Annotated in this window: 13 protein-coding genes and 2 pseudogenes; 14 read left to right on the forward strand and 1 reads right to left on the reverse strand. The window is 60.3% G+C overall.

Annotation, left to right across the window (positions count from 1 at the left end; all coding sequences use genetic code 11):
- The first annotated feature begins 16 nt into the window (after window positions 1-16).
- The 14 genes and pseudogenes from slmA (at window position 17) to RAN89_RS05315 (ending at window position 14,055) form a co-directional block, all read left to right on the forward strand.
- A pseudogene (slmA, locus tag RAN89_RS05250) lies at window positions 17-687 on the forward strand (nucleoid occlusion factor SlmA).
- Window positions 688-874: 187 nt separating this feature from the next.
- Entirely contained in the window at window positions 875-1,471 is a 597-nt protein-coding gene (locus RAN89_RS05255) for a TetR/AcrR family transcriptional regulator (RefSeq protein ID WP_428984496.1), read from the forward strand.
- A gap of 45 nt (window positions 1,472-1,516) precedes the next feature.
- Window positions 1,517-3,313 carry an acyl-CoA dehydrogenase C-terminal domain-containing protein gene (locus RAN89_RS05260; protein ID WP_313868576.1) on the forward strand — a complete coding sequence of 599 codons (1,797 nt, stop codon included), beginning with the start codon at window positions 1,517-1,519 and terminating at the stop codon, window positions 3,311-3,313.
- A 48-nt stretch (window positions 3,314-3,361) separates the two neighbouring features.
- Window positions 3,362-3,796 carry a DUF2147 domain-containing protein gene (locus RAN89_RS05265; protein WP_087496233.1) on the forward strand — a complete coding sequence of 145 codons (435 nt, stop codon included), beginning with the start codon at window positions 3,362-3,364 and terminating at the stop codon, window positions 3,794-3,796.
- A 17-nt stretch (window positions 3,797-3,813) separates the two neighbouring features.
- Entirely contained in the window at window positions 3,814-6,213 is a 2,400-nt protein-coding gene (locus RAN89_RS05270) for a 3-hydroxyacyl-CoA dehydrogenase/enoyl-CoA hydratase family protein (RefSeq protein ID WP_313868577.1), read from the forward strand.
- A gap of 14 nt (window positions 6,214-6,227) precedes the next feature.
- Complete coding sequence (locus RAN89_RS05275; protein WP_313869346.1) at window positions 6,228-6,743, forward strand: DUF4442 domain-containing protein; 516 nt, start codon at window positions 6,228-6,230, stop codon at window positions 6,741-6,743.
- 12 nt (window positions 6,744-6,755) lie between these two features.
- Window positions 6,756-7,949 (forward strand): acetyl-CoA C-acyltransferase, encoded by a 1,194-nt coding sequence (locus RAN89_RS05280; protein WP_087496236.1) that lies wholly within the window; start codon window positions 6,756-6,758, stop codon window positions 7,947-7,949.
- A 79-nt stretch (window positions 7,950-8,028) separates the two neighbouring features.
- Window positions 8,029-8,835 (forward strand): acyl-CoA thioesterase, encoded by an 807-nt coding sequence (locus RAN89_RS05285; protein ID WP_313868578.1) that lies wholly within the window; start codon window positions 8,029-8,031, stop codon window positions 8,833-8,835.
- A 33-nt stretch (window positions 8,836-8,868) separates the two neighbouring features.
- Window positions 8,869-9,633, forward strand: a complete 765-nt coding sequence (locus tag RAN89_RS05290) for an enoyl-CoA hydratase (RefSeq protein ID WP_313868579.1) — start codon at window positions 8,869-8,871, stop codon at window positions 9,631-9,633.
- Between the two features lie 267 nt (window positions 9,634-9,900).
- Window positions 9,901-10,578: a TetR/AcrR family transcriptional regulator gene (locus RAN89_RS05295; protein ID WP_313868580.1), complete on the forward strand. Its 678-nt coding sequence runs from the start codon at window positions 9,901-9,903 to the stop codon at window positions 10,576-10,578.
- The gene (locus RAN89_RS05300) at window positions 10,578-11,462 is read left to right on the forward strand and encodes an SDR family oxidoreductase (RefSeq protein WP_313868581.1); all 885 of its coding nucleotides are present in this window, start codon (window positions 10,578-10,580) and stop codon (window positions 11,460-11,462) included. The genes RAN89_RS05295 and RAN89_RS05300 overlap by 1 nt, the downstream gene beginning before the upstream one ends.
- Window positions 11,459-12,649, forward strand: coding sequence for an acyl-CoA dehydrogenase family protein (locus RAN89_RS05305; protein WP_313868582.1), 1,191 nt, complete (start codon window positions 11,459-11,461; stop codon window positions 12,647-12,649). Before RAN89_RS05300 ends, RAN89_RS05305 begins: the two co-directional genes overlap by 4 nt.
- Window positions 12,650-12,658: 9 nt before the next feature.
- On the forward strand, window positions 12,659-13,156 hold the full coding sequence (locus RAN89_RS05310; RefSeq protein WP_313868583.1) for a thioesterase family protein: 498 nt from the start codon (window positions 12,659-12,661) through the stop codon (window positions 13,154-13,156).
- Window positions 13,157-13,584: 428 nt separating this feature from the next.
- Window positions 13,585-14,055 (forward strand): annotated as a pseudogene (locus RAN89_RS05315) (DUF4262 domain-containing protein).
- A 301-nt stretch (window positions 14,056-14,356) separates the two neighbouring features.
- On the opposite strand, the gene RAN89_RS05320 reads toward RAN89_RS05315, so the two are convergent.
- Entirely contained in the window at window positions 14,357-15,442 is a 1,086-nt protein-coding gene (locus RAN89_RS05320) for an IS110 family RNA-guided transposase (RefSeq protein ID WP_313868584.1), read from the reverse strand.
- Window positions 15,443-15,969: the final 527 nt, after the last annotated feature.

Below are 15,969 nucleotides of genomic sequence, written 5' to 3' on the forward strand. Positions count from 1 at the left end.
TTCTGCAGAGCAACCTATGTCTGACTCCTCGGCTGCCCCGACCGACACCCCTGACACCTCGGCTCAACCCGACGACGCGGCACCCGCGCGCAAGCGGCCCAAGCCGGGTGAGCGCCGGGTTCAGATCCTCCAAATGCTCGCGACCATGTTGGAGCAGCCAGGGGGGAACGCATTACCACCGCTGCACTGGCCGCGCGTCTGGAGGTGAGTGAAGCTGCGCTTTACCGCCATTTTGCGAGCAAGGCCCAGATGTTCGAGGGACTGATTGACTTCATCGAGCAAACTGTTTTTTCACTGATCAATCAGATCGTCGAGAAAGAGGCTGCTGACGTCGGCCCCGCAACCGGCACGCGTCAGGCAAGCCGGATCGCAGGCATGTTGGTGCAGTTTGCAGAAAAGAACCCCGGCATGACCCGCGTCATGGTGGGCGATGCCCTGGTGTTGGAGCACGAGCGCCTGCAGCAACGCATGAACGCGCTGTTCGACAAAGTGGAGTCCACCATCAAGCAGTGCCTGCGCGATGCGGCCTTGCATACGCCCGCATCCGGGCCCAGGCCGGACCCGCAAGTGCAAGCCGCGGCCGTGGTGGCTTTTGTGGCCGGGCGCTTGCAGCGTTATGCCCGTTCCGGATTCAAGCGCTCGCCCTCGGAACACCTGGAGCCGGCACTTGCCCTCATCCTCGGGTAAACCCTAGATTTCCTTAGAAGTGACCCTCTAGAGGGGGCGGATACTTCACAGCACTCGGTGAAATGCTGCAAAATAGCACGATCGTTCTATTTTGGATGGTATTTCGCTTATGTCGTCTGTCACTGAAAACGCTCTAGAAGCTGTGCCTGCAGAGGCTGGTGCCAAACGCGCACCCGCACGCCGCGCCATGCAAAAAGGGCAGCAAACCAAAGCGGCCATTGTGGAAGCTGCGCTGGGCCTTGCGACCCAGATCGGTCTCGAAGGCCTGAGCATCGGTGCGCTGGCGGAAGTCACGCAGATGAGCAAGTCCGGCGTGTTTGCGCACTTCGGCTCCCGCGAGGAAATGCAGATCTCCGTGATCCGCGAATACTTCAATCGCTTTGAGCAGGAAGTCTTTTATCCAGCCCTGCATGCGGACCGCGGACTGCCACGCGTGGAAGCTTTGTTCGGCAATTGGATGAAGCGCGTCGCCGTGGAAATCCAGTCCGGTTGCATTTTCATCAGCGGCGCCGTCGAATTCGACGACCGCCCGGGCCCGGTGCGCGACGCTCTGGCCTCTTCCGTACAAACCTGGCTCAGCGCCTTGTACCGCGCTGTCGTGCTGGCCAAGCAATGCGGCCACCTGCGTCCGGAAGCAGATGAACAACAGATGGCCTTTGAAATCCACGGCCTCATCCTGGCCCTGCACTACGAAGCCCGTTTCCTCAAAAACCCCGGTTCCATTGAGCGCGCGAACCGTGGTTTTTCCAACATCCTTGCGCGCTACGCAATCACCTCCGTGTAAGCGCCAGAACCCATCTTCACCCCCAGTTACCTAGGAGAACTCACCATGCCCACCTATACCCCCCCGATCCGTGACATGCAGTTTGTGATGCACGAAGTGCTCAAAGTGGCGGATGACTTGAAACAAATCCCCAAGCACGCGGACATCGATGCAGACACCATTAACGCGGTGTTGGAAGAAGGCGGCAAGTTCGCTGCCGAAGTGGCCTTCCCCCTGAACATCAGCGGTGACACCGAAGGTTGCACGATCGACCAGACCACCCACAAGGTCACCACCCCCAAGGGCTTCAAAGAAGCTTATCGCCAGTACATCGACGGCGGTTGGGCAGCGTTGGCCTGCGACCCCGAGTACGGCGGACAAGGCCTGCCCTATGTGGTCAACGGCATGTTCTACGAAATGCTCAACAGCGCCAACCAGGCCTGGACCATGTACCCCGGTCTGACCCACGGTGCGTATGCCGCACTGGAAACCCACGGCACCCCTGAGCAAAAAGCCACCTACCTGCCCAAGATGACCAGCGGCGAATGGACCGGCACCATGTGCCTGACCGAGCCCCACTGCGGTACCGATTTGGGTCTGATGCGCACCAAGGCTGAGCCTCAGGCCGACGGTACCTACAAAATCACCGGCAACAAGATCTTCATCAGCGCCGGCGAACACGACATGACCGACAACATCATCCACCTGGTGTTGGCCCGCTTGCCCGATGCGCCTCCTGGCATCAAAGGCATCAGTCTCTTCATCGTGCCCAAGTTCCATGTGAATGCAGACGGTTCCCTTGGCGAGCGCAATGGCATTTACTGTGGCGGCCTGGAGCACAAAATGGGCATCCATGGCAATGCCACCTGCCAGATGGTCTTGGAAAACGCTGTGGGCACCATCGTCGGCCAGGCCAACAAGGGCATGCAAGGCATGTTCGTGATGATGAATGCCGCACGCCTGGGCGTAGGCAACCAGTCCCTGGGCCTCACCGAAGTCGCATTCCAGAGCGCCTTGGCCTACGCCAAAGATCGCATCCAGATGCGCAGCCTCTCCGGTACCAAGGCCAAAGACAAGCCTGCTGACCCCATCATCGTGCACCCCGACGTGCGCAAGATGCTGATGACTGCTCGTGCCTACGCTGACGGCGGTCGTGCCTTGCAGGTCTACTGCTCCATGCTGCTGGAAAAAGAGCACAACCACCCCGATGAAAAGGTGCGCAAAGACGCAGGCGAAATGCTCGCTTTGCTGACCCCGATTGCCAAAGCCTTCCTGACCGACAACGGCCACATTGCTACCAACGCCTGCATGCAGGTCTTCGGCGGCCACGGCTTCATCAAGGAATGGGGCATGGAGCAGTTTGTGCGCGATAACCGCATCAACATGATCTATGAAGGCACCAACACCATCCAGTCGCTGGACTTGTTGGGCCGCAAGGTGCTGGGCAACAACGGCGCCACGCTCAAGAAGTTCGGCAAACTCATCGGCAAGCTGGTGGAAGAAGAGGGCGTGAACGAGAAGATGTCCGAGTTCATCACCCCGGTGGCGATTCTGGGCGACCAGATGACCAAGTTCACCACCGAAGTCGGCTTCAAGGGTTTCCAGAACCCCGACGAAGTGGGCGCCGCTGCAGTGGATTACCTGCGTGTGGCAGGTCACTTGGTGTTCGGCTACTTCTTTGCCCGTATGGCCCAGGTGGCACTGCGTGAAATTGCGGCCGGTAGCACCGACCCGTTCTACACCGCCAAGCTGCAGACCGCACGCTTCTACTTCGCCAAGCTGTTCCCCGAGACCGCGACCCTGATGCGCACAGCCCGCACCGGCTCCAAGGTTTTGATGGACACCGACGCCGCCTTGGCTTAAAAAAGTACTGCGTTTCCCCTTCCACTTTTTTAACGACAGGAGACTTTCATGATTCGCAACACGCTCGTAATTGCTCTCAGCCTGACAGCTACCGCCGCCATGGCGCAAATGAGTCCCGTGGGGCTCTGGCGCCAAGTGGACGACAAAACCGGTCTGGCCAAGTCGGAGATCCGGATTGTTGAAGAGAACGGCGTAGTCATTGCGCGCATCGAAAAGCGCCTAGACCCCGCTGCCAAGCCGGACGACAAGTGCGATGAATGCAAGGACGACCGCAAGGGCAAGCCCATCGTGGGTCTTGAGATCATCCGCGGAGTCAAGAAAGTGGAAGGCAAAGACGTATGGGATGGCGGCAAGATCCTGGACCCTGCTGAGGGCAAGGAATACAACGCCCGCCTGACCCCCATCGAGGGTGGCAAAAAACTGGAGATGCGCGGTTCCATCGCCTTCTTCGGCCGAACCCAAACCTGGACCCGTATCCAGTAATCATTTCAGGAAAAACTATGTCCCGCTTCCAAGTCCGTAAAGTCGCTGTGCTCGGTGCCGGCGTCATGGGTGCACAAATTGCGGCCCATCTCGTCAACGTCAAAGTGCCGGTGGTGCTGTTTGACCTGCCGGCCAAAGAAGGCCCCAAGAATGGCATCGTCACCCGTGCCATTGAGAACCTCAAGAAGCTCAAGCCCGCCCCTCTGGGCGTGGTGGATGATGCTGCTCTGATCGGTCAGGCCAACTACGAAGAACACCTCGAACAGCTGCGTGACTGCGACCTCATCATCGAGGCCATCGCAGAGCGCATGGACTGGAAGCTGGACCTCTACAAAAAGATCGCGCCCTTCATCGGTCCCAACACGATTGTTGCGTCCAACACGTCCGGCCTGTCGATCACCAAACTGTCGGAAGCGCTGCCTGAAGACATCAAGCCCCGTTTCTGCGGTATCCACTTCTTCAACCCGCCCCGCTACATGGCGCTGGTGGAGTTGATCAATACCCCCACTACCGAAGCCCATTACCTCGATGCGCTCGAAGGCTTCGTGACCAGCACCCTGGGCAAGGGTGTGGTGCGTGCCAAGGACTCCCCGAACTTCATCGCCAACCGCGTCGGTATCGCCGGCATGCTGGCCACCATGAAGGAAGTGGAAAACTTCGGCCTGACCTACGACGTGGTCGATGACCTGACCGGCAAGAAACTGGGTCGCGCATCCTCCGGTACGTTCCGCACGGCAGACGTGGTGGGCTTGGACACCATGGCCCACGTCATCAAGACGTTGCAGGACACGCTCAGCATCGAAACCGATCCCTTCTACGAGAGCTTTGCCACCCCTGTGGTGCTGAAGACCCTGTTGGAGATGGGCAACCTGGGCCAGAAGTCCAAAGCCGGTTTCTTCAAGAAAGTCGGCCGCGATGTGCTGCGCTTCGATGGTGAAAGCAAAGAATACGTGGCCGGCGGCGAGAAGGCCGACGAGGTCTACGCCCGCATGCTCAAGAAGCCAGCCGCTGAGCGCCTGAAGCTCTTGCGCAATGCCGAAGGCAAGCAGGGGCAGTTCCTGTGGGCCATCCTGCGCAACAGTTTCCACTACGCTGCCATTCACCTGGCGTCCATTGCAGATAACGCCCGCGATGTGGACTTCTGCATGCGCTGGGGCTTCGGCATGAAGCAAGGCCCGTTCGAGCTCTGGCAAGAGGCTGGTTGGCTCGAAGTGGCCAAGATGGTTCAGGAAGACATAGCCGCCGGCAAGGCCCTGTGCAAAGCGCCTCTGCCCGAGTGGGTGTTCAAAGGTCCCGTGGCCGACGCTGGGGGTGTGCACACCGCTGCAGGCTCCTGGAACCCCACCACAGGCACCTTTGTACCGGTGCGCAAGCTGCCCGTGTACGAGCGCCAGCACTTCCCCGAGAGCGTGCTGGGTTCCAACGCGCCCAAGGCCGAGACCGCAGGCAAGCCCATTTTTGAAGACGAGTCCATCCGCCTGTGGACGCTCGATGAGCAGGTGCTGATTGCCAGCATCAAAACCAAGATGCACGCCATCGGTGGCGGTGTGATCGAAGGCCTGTTGCAAGCCCAAGAGCTCGCCGAGAAGGAATACCAAGGCCTGGTGATCTGGTCGCCGGACGAAATGTTCTCTGCCGGCGCCGACCTGCAAGGCATGATGCCCGCCTTCATGATCGGTGGCGCCAAAGCCATCGAAGGCGCAGAAGCCGAGCTGCAAAACGCCATGCTCAAGCTGCGCTACTCCAACGTGCCCGTCATTTCTGCCATTCGCGGTTTGGCGCTGGGCGGTGGTTGCGAACTGGCCATCTACTCCAGCAAGCGCGTGGCGGCGATGGAAAGCTACATCGGTCTGGTGGAAGTCGGCGTGGGCCTGGTGCCCGGTGCCGGCGGCTTGACCTACATCGCACGTCGCGCTGCAGAGAACATGGCACTGTCCACCTCCAAGGACGTGCTGCCTTTCCTGACCGAAGGCTTCACCGCTGCGGCCATGGCCAAGGTAGGCACCAGCGCGCTCGAAAGCCGCAAGCTGGGTTACTTGCTGGAGAGCGACGTAGTGGTAGCCCACAAAGACGAGCTCTTGTTTGTGGCCATCAACGAGGCCAAAGCTTTGTACACCTCCGGCTACCGTGCACCGCACAAGCGCAGCTTCCCCGTGGCCGGTCGCAGTGGCATTGCCACCATCCGTGCCCAGCTGGTCAACATGCGCGACGGCGGCTTCATCAGCGCACACGATTTCCATATCGGCTTGCTGATTGCAGAGGTGGTCTGTGGCGGCCAAGTGGATGCCGGCACCCTGGTGACGGAGGAATACCTTATGGCCATGGAACGCAAGGCCTTCTGCAGCCTGCTGACCCACCCCAAGACGCAAGAACGCATCATGGGCATGATGTCCACCGGCAAGCCGGTGCGTAACTGATTGGCGCCATGACGATGCTCGCTGACCACGCATCGACTGCCCGGCCCAACCGCTTGGCACGCTCGGTCGCCAAGCTGGACCGCGTGCCTGCGGCCCTGCGCCCCTGGCTGCGCAACAAGGTCATGGGCCGTGCAGTGCCTTTCACCGGCACCGCAGGTCTGGACTTTGCGCACATGGCGCCTGAACGTGTGGAGATTGCCGTGGCCAATGTGCGCCGCGTGCAAAACCACATTCAAGGCGTGCATGCCGCTGCCATGGCATTGCTGGCTGAAACGGCCACTGGCATGGTGGTGGGCATGAATGTGCGTGACGACTGCCTGCCCCTGGCCAAGACCATGCGCATCGACTTCAAACGTCGTGCTCAAGGCGCCATGCGCGCAGTGGCCACCTTGTCGGATGCGCAGCGCCAGCTCATGCAGCAAAGCGACAAAGGCGAGGTCAGCGTGCCGGTGCTGGTCAGCGACGAATCGGGCGAACAGCCCATCCAATGTGAATTCATCTGGGCGTGGATACCCACCCCGAAAAAATAAAGGAGTTTCCTCATGAAACAAGTCCAAGACGCTTACATCGTTGCCGCCACGCGCACGCCCATCGGACGTTCCGGCCGCGGCTATTTCCGTAACACCCGCCCTGACGAGTTGCTGGTGTCTGCCCTGCGCAGCGCCATGTTGCAAGTCCCCACCCTGGACCCCAAGGCGATTGAAGACGCCATCATTGGCTGCTCTTTCCCCGAGGGCGAGCAGGGCATGAACATGGCCCGCGTGGCCGTGGGCTTGGCTTTTGACCACCCCGTGGGCGGTATCACCGTCAACCGCTTCTGCGCGTCAGGCATTTCCGCTATCCAGATGGCGGCAGACCGCATCCGTGTGGGCGAGGCCGATGTGCTGATCGCCGGTGGTGCCGAGTCCATGAGCATGGTGCCCATGGGCGGTGGCAAGCCCTCGTTCAACCCCGAAGTGTTTGCCCGCGACGAAAACGTCGGCATCGCCTACGGCATGGGTCTGACCGCAGAAAAGGTCGCCCAGCAGTGGAAAGTGACGCGCGAAATGCAAGACGCCTTCGCCCTTGAATCCCACTTGCGTGCCATCAAGGCCCAGCAAGCCGGCGAGTTCACCGACGAGATCACGCCCATCGATGTGATCGAGCGCACTCCCAACCTGGCAACCGGCGAAGTGTCCACCCGCACCCGCACCGTGAACCTCGACGAAGGCCCACGCCCAGACACTTCTATCGAAGGCCTGGCCAAGCTCAAGCCCGTGTTCGCTGCACGCGGCAGCGTGACTGCCGGTAATAGCTCGCAGACCAGCGATGGCGCAGGCGCTTTGATTCTGGCCAGCGAAAAAGCCGTCAAGCAGTTCGGCCTGACCCCCTTGGCCCGTTTTGTGAGCTTTGCGGCCCGTGGCGTGCCACCCGAAATCATGGGTATCGGCCCCATTGAAGCCATCCCTGCCGCCCTGCGCTACGCCGGTCTGCAGCACTCTGACATCGACTGGTTCGAGCTGAACGAAGCCTTTGCGGCCCAGTCGCTGGCCGTGATCAACACCCTGGGTCTGGACCCGTCCAAGGTCAACCCCATGGGTGGTGCGATTGCGCTGGGTCACCCGCTGGGCGCTACCGGTGCCATCCGTGCAGCCACGGTGGTGCACGCGCTGCGCCGCCACAACCTGAAGTACGGCATGGTCACCATGTGCGTAGGGACTGGTCAGGGCGCTGCCGGCATCTTTGAACGCGTGTAAGGCGCGTCACACCAAGGCCACCTTCGGGTGGCCTTTTGCATGGGGCTGTATGCTCCGCAGCCATCTGGAGATCGCTTGAATGAGTACCCACGTTTTTGATGAAGCCATTGCGCTGCAGGCGCAGCCGGATGGCAGCTGGACAGGCCACACCCACCCGGCCTACGCCAATATGGTGGGGCCCTTTGGTGGCATCACCGCAGCACAGGCCCTGAACGGAGTGCTGCAGCACCCGGAGCGATTAGGCGACCCGGTGTCACTAACGGTAAATTTTTGCGCGGCGCTGACCGACGGCCCCTTCACCGTCATGGCGCGTGCGGCCCGCACCAACCGGTCGACCCAGCACTGGACCATCGAGATTCAGCAGGGGGATGCGATTGTCATGACCGGCACGGCGGTGACCGCCGTGCGACGTGAGACCTGGGGTGTGGACGAAGAACCCATGCCCCTGTGCCCGCCACCCGCCGAAGTACCGCCGCCGCAGGTCATGGCGCCCATGGAGTTTGTGAAGCGTTATGAGCAGCTCCCGGTGACCGGCCAGCTGCCTGCCGTGTGGGATGGCAGCGGCCACAGCAGCCTCACGCAAATCTGGGTGCGGGACAATCCGCCACGCCCCCTGGACTTTGCGTCGCTGGCTTGCATCTCCGATGTTTTCTTTCCCCGGGTGTTCATCCGCCGGGCCACCCACGTGCCTGTGGGCACCGTGTCATTGACGGTGTACTTCCACGCCAGCACCGAGCAACTGGCCCAGACCGGCACCGGTTACCTGTTGGGGCAGGCGCAAGCGCAGGCCTTCCGCAATGGCTTTTTTGACCAGAGCAGCCAGCTCTGGAACGAAGCTGGCGTGCTGCTGGTGACCACGCACCAGATCGTCTATTACAAACAGTGATCCAATCACGCATCCAAATTTGAGCGAGCGACCATGCAAGACATCCTGATTCACACCGACGCCGGCATCACCACCATCACCCTGAACCGGGTCGAAAAAAAGAACTCCTTTACCCAGGCCATGTATGCAGCCTGCGCCGATGCGCTGGACGCTGCGCGTGACGATGCTGCCGTGCGCGTGGTGGTGTTCCAGGGCGATGCCACCGTGTTCAGCGCCGGCAACGACATCGGCGACTTTCTGGGCGCACCGCCCAAGGCGCAGGACGCACCGGTGTTTCGCTTTTTGCGGGCTCTGGCGGCATTCCCCAAGCCCATCGTTGCGGCGGTGTGCGGCCCGGCAGTGGGCATCGGCACCACCATGCTGTTCCATTGCGACCTGGTGTACGCCGGTGACAACGCAGCTTTCTCCATGCCCTTCGTGAACCTGGGCCTGTGCCCGGAAGCGGCTTCCAGCCTGCTGGTACCCCAGATGATGGGTTACCACCGCGCCGCCGAGGCCTTGCTCATGGGCGAGCCCTTCATGGCCGAAGCTGCTCTGGAAGTAGGTTTGGCTAACCGTGTGGTACCGCCCACCGAAGCCAATGCGGTGGCCCAGGCCCAGGCCCGCAAGCTGGCCGCCAAGCCCATCGCCTCGCTGATCGAAACCAAGCACCTGCTCAAGAAAGGCCAACTGGCTGACGTGCTGGCCCGCATCGACGAAGAAGCCGTGAGCTTCGGCCGCATGCTGGGTGAACCTTCTGCCAAAGAGGCGTTCACCGCGTTTATGGAAAAGCGTAAACCCGACTTCAGCAAAGTCTGAAGTCGACAGCCGAAGGCTGCACGCGGAGCGTGGTTTACGCTTTCGCTAAAAAAGAAAGCCAGACTTCAGCAAGGTCTGACTTTCAAGTGTTTTTGGCTGCTAGCGCTCGTTCCATATGCGCGAACAGCTCCTGAAATAATAGCAATCTGAAGCTGAGGTGCTGCCTTTGCACCTCAGCCACAAAGCGCCAAGACACTCGCGTTTTCCCTGAGTATTTTTGCCAAGCAAGCGCTTGCTGAAAATAGATGAGGCTGGTATGGTCGACACATGACCCCTACCGAGACCCTGCCTGCCGCGCCTGCTGAAGATGTCGCGCCACCTGAGGCCAAACGCCCGCGCGGCCGTCCCCGCAAAACCGAAGACGAGCGTGATGACGGCAACCGCCGCCACGAGCTGCTCAAAGCTGCAGCCCAGCTCTTCCGCCGCCAAGGGTTCGCCGCTACCACCACCCGCGACATCGCCAACGCGGCTGGCATGCAAAGCGGCTCGCCGTTCTACCACTTCAAAAGCAAAGACGCGCTCTTGTTCGCCGTCATGGAGGCGGGCATGCATTCGGCGCTGGCCAACCAGCAGCGTGTGCTGGGTGACGCGGCCTATGCCGCACTGAGTCCGGCCGACAAACTGCGCCGCCTCGTCCATGCGCACTTTGAGGTGCTGCTCGGGCCGGGGAATGACTTTGTGCCGGTCATGCTGTACGAGTGGCGCTCCTTGCAGCGCCCGCAGCGCAAGGTGCTGCACAAACTGATTGCCGACTACGAGGCCCTTTGGATGCCGGTGCTGCAAGCCCTGCAGAACAGTGGCCAGCTCAAGGCGCCGGTGGGCGTGGCGCGCCTGCTGATTCTGGGCGCGCTCAACTGGTCGGTGCAATGGTTCGACCCCGCCAAAGGGGCCACGGTAGAAGCGCTCGGCGAACACGCCGTGGCCATGTTCATTCAGGAGGTGTGATGCATTACGGTTCTGTCTTCGCGCCCGGCTTGTTCGCCGGCAAAGTGGTGGTGATTACCGGAGGCGGCTCCGGCATTGGCCGCTGCACAGCCCATGAGCTGGCGGCCTTGGGCGCCACTGTGGCGCTCATAGGCCGCAAGCCCGAAAAGCTGGAGAAAGCGGCAGCCGAGATCGCCGAGGACGGTGGCAAAGTCAGCCAGCATGTGTGCGACATCCGCAATGAAGACGCCGTGAAGGCCTGCGTGGCTGCCATCGTGGCCGAGCACGGCCGTATTGACGGCCTGGTGAACAACGCCGGCGGCCAGTACATGACGCCGCTGGAAGCCATCAGCGCCAAGGGCTGGGAGGCGGTCATCAACACCAACCTGACCGGCGGCTTCTTGATGGCACGCGAGTGCTTCAGCCAAAGCATGAGCAAGCATGGCGGCGCGATCGTCAACATCGTGGCCGACATGTGGGGCTCCATGCCCGGCATGGGGCACAGTGGTGCCGCGCGCGCCGGTATGGTGAGCTTTACCGAGACTGCAGCCACCGAGTGGGCAGGCCGTGGGGTGCGGGTGAACGCCGTCGCGCCGGGCTACATCGCTTCCAGCGGCATGGACCACTATCCGCCCGAAATGGGCCCCATGCTCCGCGAAATGGCCAAGACGGTGCCCTTGGGCCGCTTTGGCACCGAGGCCGAAACCTCCGCCGGCATTGTGTTTTTGCTGAGCCCTGCAGCGGCGTTTATCAGCGGTACCACGCTGCGCATCGACGGTGCACGGCCCCAAGTGCGCATGGGCTGGCCCATGCGCGTGGCGGACGAAAAGGCGCAAGCCCGCGATGCCATCAAGCCTTTCAACGGCTTTCATCGCGCCAGCACGCCCAAGGTGTTTCAGTCATGAGCGCGCTCCCTGAATTGGCACAGGAGCTCGGCCCGGAAGATGTGGCTGCCGTCGAAGACGCGGCGCGCCGCTTCATCCAGACCGAGGTGGCCCCGCATCTGGCGGACTGGGAAGAGGCGGGCGAGTTCCCCCGCAGCCTGTACCAGCGCGCTGCCGATCTGGGGTGGCTGGGGCTGGGATACCCGGAGCGCTTTGGTGGCACACCGGCACCCTGGGCACTGCGCAACGCGCTCACGATTGCGCTCGCCCGCAACGGGGGCAGTGGCGGCCTGATGGCCAGCCTGTTCAGCCTCAACATCGGCTTGCCTCCGGTGCTGCGGCATGGCTCTGCGGCCCTGCAGCAGCAGGTGGTGCCCGATGTGCTGGCCGGCCGCAAGATTGCCGCACTGGCGATTACCGAGCCCGGCGGTGGCACCGATGTCTCGGCACTCAAAACCACGGCCCGCCTGGAGGGCAACGAGTACGTGGTGGATGGTGAAAAAACCTTCATCACCTCCGGCATGCGCGCTGACTGGATCACGGTGGCGGTGCGCACCGACCTGAAGAACAAAGGTCCCATGGGCATCTCCATGCTCATGGTGCCCGGCGACGCGCCCGGCCTGTCGCGCAGCCCTCTCCAAAAAATGGGCTGGCATTGCTCGGACACCGCGCAACTGCGCTTTGACGGCGTGCGGGTGCCGGCCTCCAACCTCGTGGGCGAGGAGGGTGCGGGTTTCAAGATCATCCTGACCAACTTCAACGGCGAGCGCTTGTCCATGGCAGCCATGGCGCTGGGCTTTGCGGAGTGCTGTTACGACGAAGCCTTGAGCTGGGCTCAGCAGCGCAAAACCTTTGGTACCGCGCTGATTGATCACCAGGTGATCCGCCACAAGTTCATGGACATGAAGATGCGCATCGAGTCCACCCGCGCCTGGCTGCATGCGGTGGCCGCCCGGGCGGACGCCGGTGACCGCGGCGACAAGTCGGCCAAAGGTGCAGAGTGGGTGGCACAGGTGTGCCTGCTAAAGAACCATGCGACCCAGACCATGCAGTTCTGCGCCGACCAGGGCGTGCAGATTTTGGGTGGCATGGGCTACATGCGGGGCACGGCCTGTGAGCGTATTTACCGCGAAGTGAAGGTGATGATGATCGGCGGCGGCGCTGAGGAAATCATGAAAGAGTTGGCAAGCCGTCAGCTCGGCCTGTGAGAATGCGGCATGCCTAAAACCCCCCATGCAGAGTCAGCCGCAGTGCCCATCGTTTTTGAGGCTGAGTTCATTGAAGGCCTGACCAGCATCTTTGAAGTGAGCATCGTCTTCAACCAGATGCTGGGCTTGAAGATAACCTCCATCACTCCTGACAAAGTGAAGGCCAGTATTGCCATGCGCCCGGAGCTGGTGGGGCACTATGCCTATAACCGCATACACGGCGGCGTGATCAGCGCAGGGCTGGATGCCATGGGTGGCTTGGCAGTGATGGCGGCCATAGGCGCACGCCACATGGACGAAGCGCCTTCGCAGCGCCTGCACCGCTTTGCCAAACTGGGCACCATCGATTTGCGGGTGGACTACCTGCGCCCCGGCATCGGCGAGCAGTTCGAGCTGCACGCCGAGGTGATGCGCCTGGGCTCACGCGTGGCGTCTACCCGAATGGAGTTTCTGGGCGCGGATGGCAAGCTGTTGTCCACGGGGTCTGCGGCATATATCGTCTCCTGATTTGCTATATTTTCAGGAGCAGCTCGCGCATATTCCATGGGCGCTAGGGGCATAAATGACCAAGAAATATGCCAGCTGTGAAGCTTGTATGTTTCATTGGTTGCGCAAGTAGCTTAGGCCAGTTTTTCGATTTAAGGACGGTGTGAAGTGAACGCCTGATCTGTAGCGGCAACAGCCGTTCACAAAAACACCCGATTGGGGGATGTTCAATCTGGTTCTGAGGCGCAAAAATCGTGAAATCACTGGCTCACCTCATTCCTTACAAAGTGCGTGGTTTGTCAGATTTTTTATACCTATACCAACGCATATGAAAATTTCGGAGATCGAGACTAATAAAGGCTTTCCAGCGCAATTTGCGTCCTGTTTATCCCGCAGCCTCCAGAATTTCCCGCAGGTTTTGCGGCATACATTACGTTAGAGCGCAACACATGGACGAATCTGATCGCAGGCTCCTAGAGAACATCGAGAAGTTCGGATGTCAGGTCATGCACATCTCGGAGGAAGATGAGCTGCCTCCGTTCGCCTACTCCGTCGGGATTCAAAAGACGAGTGGTGCACCCGAAGTAGTCGTCATCGGCTTAAAAAGAGACATGGCTCACTTCGTCGTCAATGAGTACAACAAGCGAGTACGAGAAGGCGAGAAATTCATACCGGGTAAAAGGTACTCTGGTTTCATCGGCGACTTTGAGATGGAGGTCGCGACGGTCCACCAATCTCACTACAAAGAGTACTTTGGCTAATCACTGTGGTTCTATGAAGGGCCACACTTCGATGTCGTCCAGCTCGTCTTTCCAAATACATCGGGTGTTTGGCCGTGGGAGTCAGAGGCAACAGACTGGTTTCGTGCGTGGCAACCCATTCTTTCAAAACCGTCAGATGATGAGCCTTCAGCGCTCTAACCCTACATATATGGACTCCCCCACAAGCGCAAGAAACTGATCGATAGTTTGGCTGTTGGGGAAGCGCCTGCAGTCGTATATCCGGCATCTAAAGTGGACTCTGTTGTGGTCCGTGCCGACATGGAATCTGCGTCACCGATGCGCCACACGCTACAAGCGGCAGGCAAGCTGCCGGAAGAGTTATCGGCGTCTATCGGTGTGGGGTGAACCCGGTTGGCCATGATGGTCGATCAATCTCGTCGCAACGCGTGATGGGTTTTCAAAGCTTCTTCTTGTTGACGGCTGTTTTGGATGTTGGCAGTCAAACCGGCATCACGAAAGTCTCCCTGTTGACCTTCTTGGATAGCCGCACGGTTTGTTCGCCAAACGGCTCCTTGTCTCTGAGCGTGGCATAACAAATCCGCGCCAGCTTGTTGGCCAGCGCGCACGCAGCCTTGTTGTGATTGCTTCTGAACTGCACATCCAGCGCCCAGCGACGGACCCCACACACCTCCTTGCCTGCGCCTTCGGCTACCTTGGCTGAGCGCAGTACACTCCTGGCCCCGTGCGTGAGCAGCATGCGCAGGTAGCGGTCCCCCTTCTTGGAGATGCGTCCCAGATAACGGCTATTGCCCGAGCTGTACTCCTTGGGCGTCAGGCCAAACCAACTGGAGAAATGCCGCGCATCCTGAAAGTGGCTCACATCACCTGATGTTGCCGCCACCAGCGCAGTAGCCGTAAGCAATCCAATGCCAGGAATCGACAGCAACGTGGTGCAAGCTGGGCTGAGCTTGGCCAGACGAGCCAGTTCGCGTTCCAGTTGGGCAATGCGTGCCTCCAGCAAATGAATTTCTTCCACCAGCAGTTTGGCAGTACCCCGGATCAGCTCGGGCACCGCCGTGTTGGGATCGGCCAGTACCCGGCTGATTGACTCCACGCCAGTGCGCGCGCCCACAGGAATCGCAATCCCGAATTCCCGGCAGAAGCCCCGTAAAGCATTGATACGGGAAGTGCGCGTTCCCATCCACAGACTGCGGATGCGGTGCATGCCTTGCAGTGCTTGTTGTTCAACAGACTTCACCCGAACCGGGCGAATATCGGCGCAGCGAGCAGCTTCCAGTAACGCCGCAGCATCGGTGGCATCAGTCTTGTTGCGTTTGACGTAGGCACGGATGTACTGAGCAGGCAGAAGGCGAACTTCAATGCCTAGGCCATTGAGCCAGCGGGCCCAGTGGTGGGCTGAGCCGCAGGCTTCCATGACAACGAGGTTCACTTCCCGGTTGAGAAACCAGCGCTCGAACTGGGTGCGCGTGAGGCGCTGGGTTTCCACCACGCACCAGTGCTCATCGGCAACTGCGAGTTGAAAGACGGACTTTGCAAGATCGACTGCAACGGTAGTAGCATTCATGTCGGACTCCTTACGTTGAAAGATCTGATCCCCATCCCCATGACGACCAGTACGCAACTCTTGCGCAAAAAGACGGGGGAGTCCATCCCATCACTCAAGCGGACCGCCACAAGCTGCGCTTGTGGTTTCCTCCGCGCTTCGCGCTCCGGCGTCCGCTTACTTCCACGTTAGACATCAAAACAACTGTGAACTCCCAGGAACAAACCCCGCGTTCGGTTGCTTTAGTAAAGGCGGCCTTCCTTTCCGTTGGCGCTCTTTTGGTTGCCTTGTTGATATCCTTCTTAGGCGTCAGTGGCGGAGTCGGGATAAACACTGATGCTTGGCCTGCTAGCGCTAAGCAGATCCTCGACGAGACTCCGGGTAGTGCAATCTCCTCTGAGCAGTGGAGGCGCATTAATCGCGCTCTCGAAGCTCATGGCGGAAATTCCTCGGGTACGCATCTGTTCGCAGCGGAGGTCCGGAAAGTTCTGCCCGTCTTCGTGCTAGTTCCATTCTTCTTCCTGTTATTTATTCCATTCCTCAAGCCG

It is taken from the genome of Rhodoferax mekongensis (assembly GCF_032191775.1).
GTDB lineage: Bacteria > Pseudomonadota > Gammaproteobacteria > Burkholderiales > Burkholderiaceae_C > Allorhodoferax > Allorhodoferax mekongensis.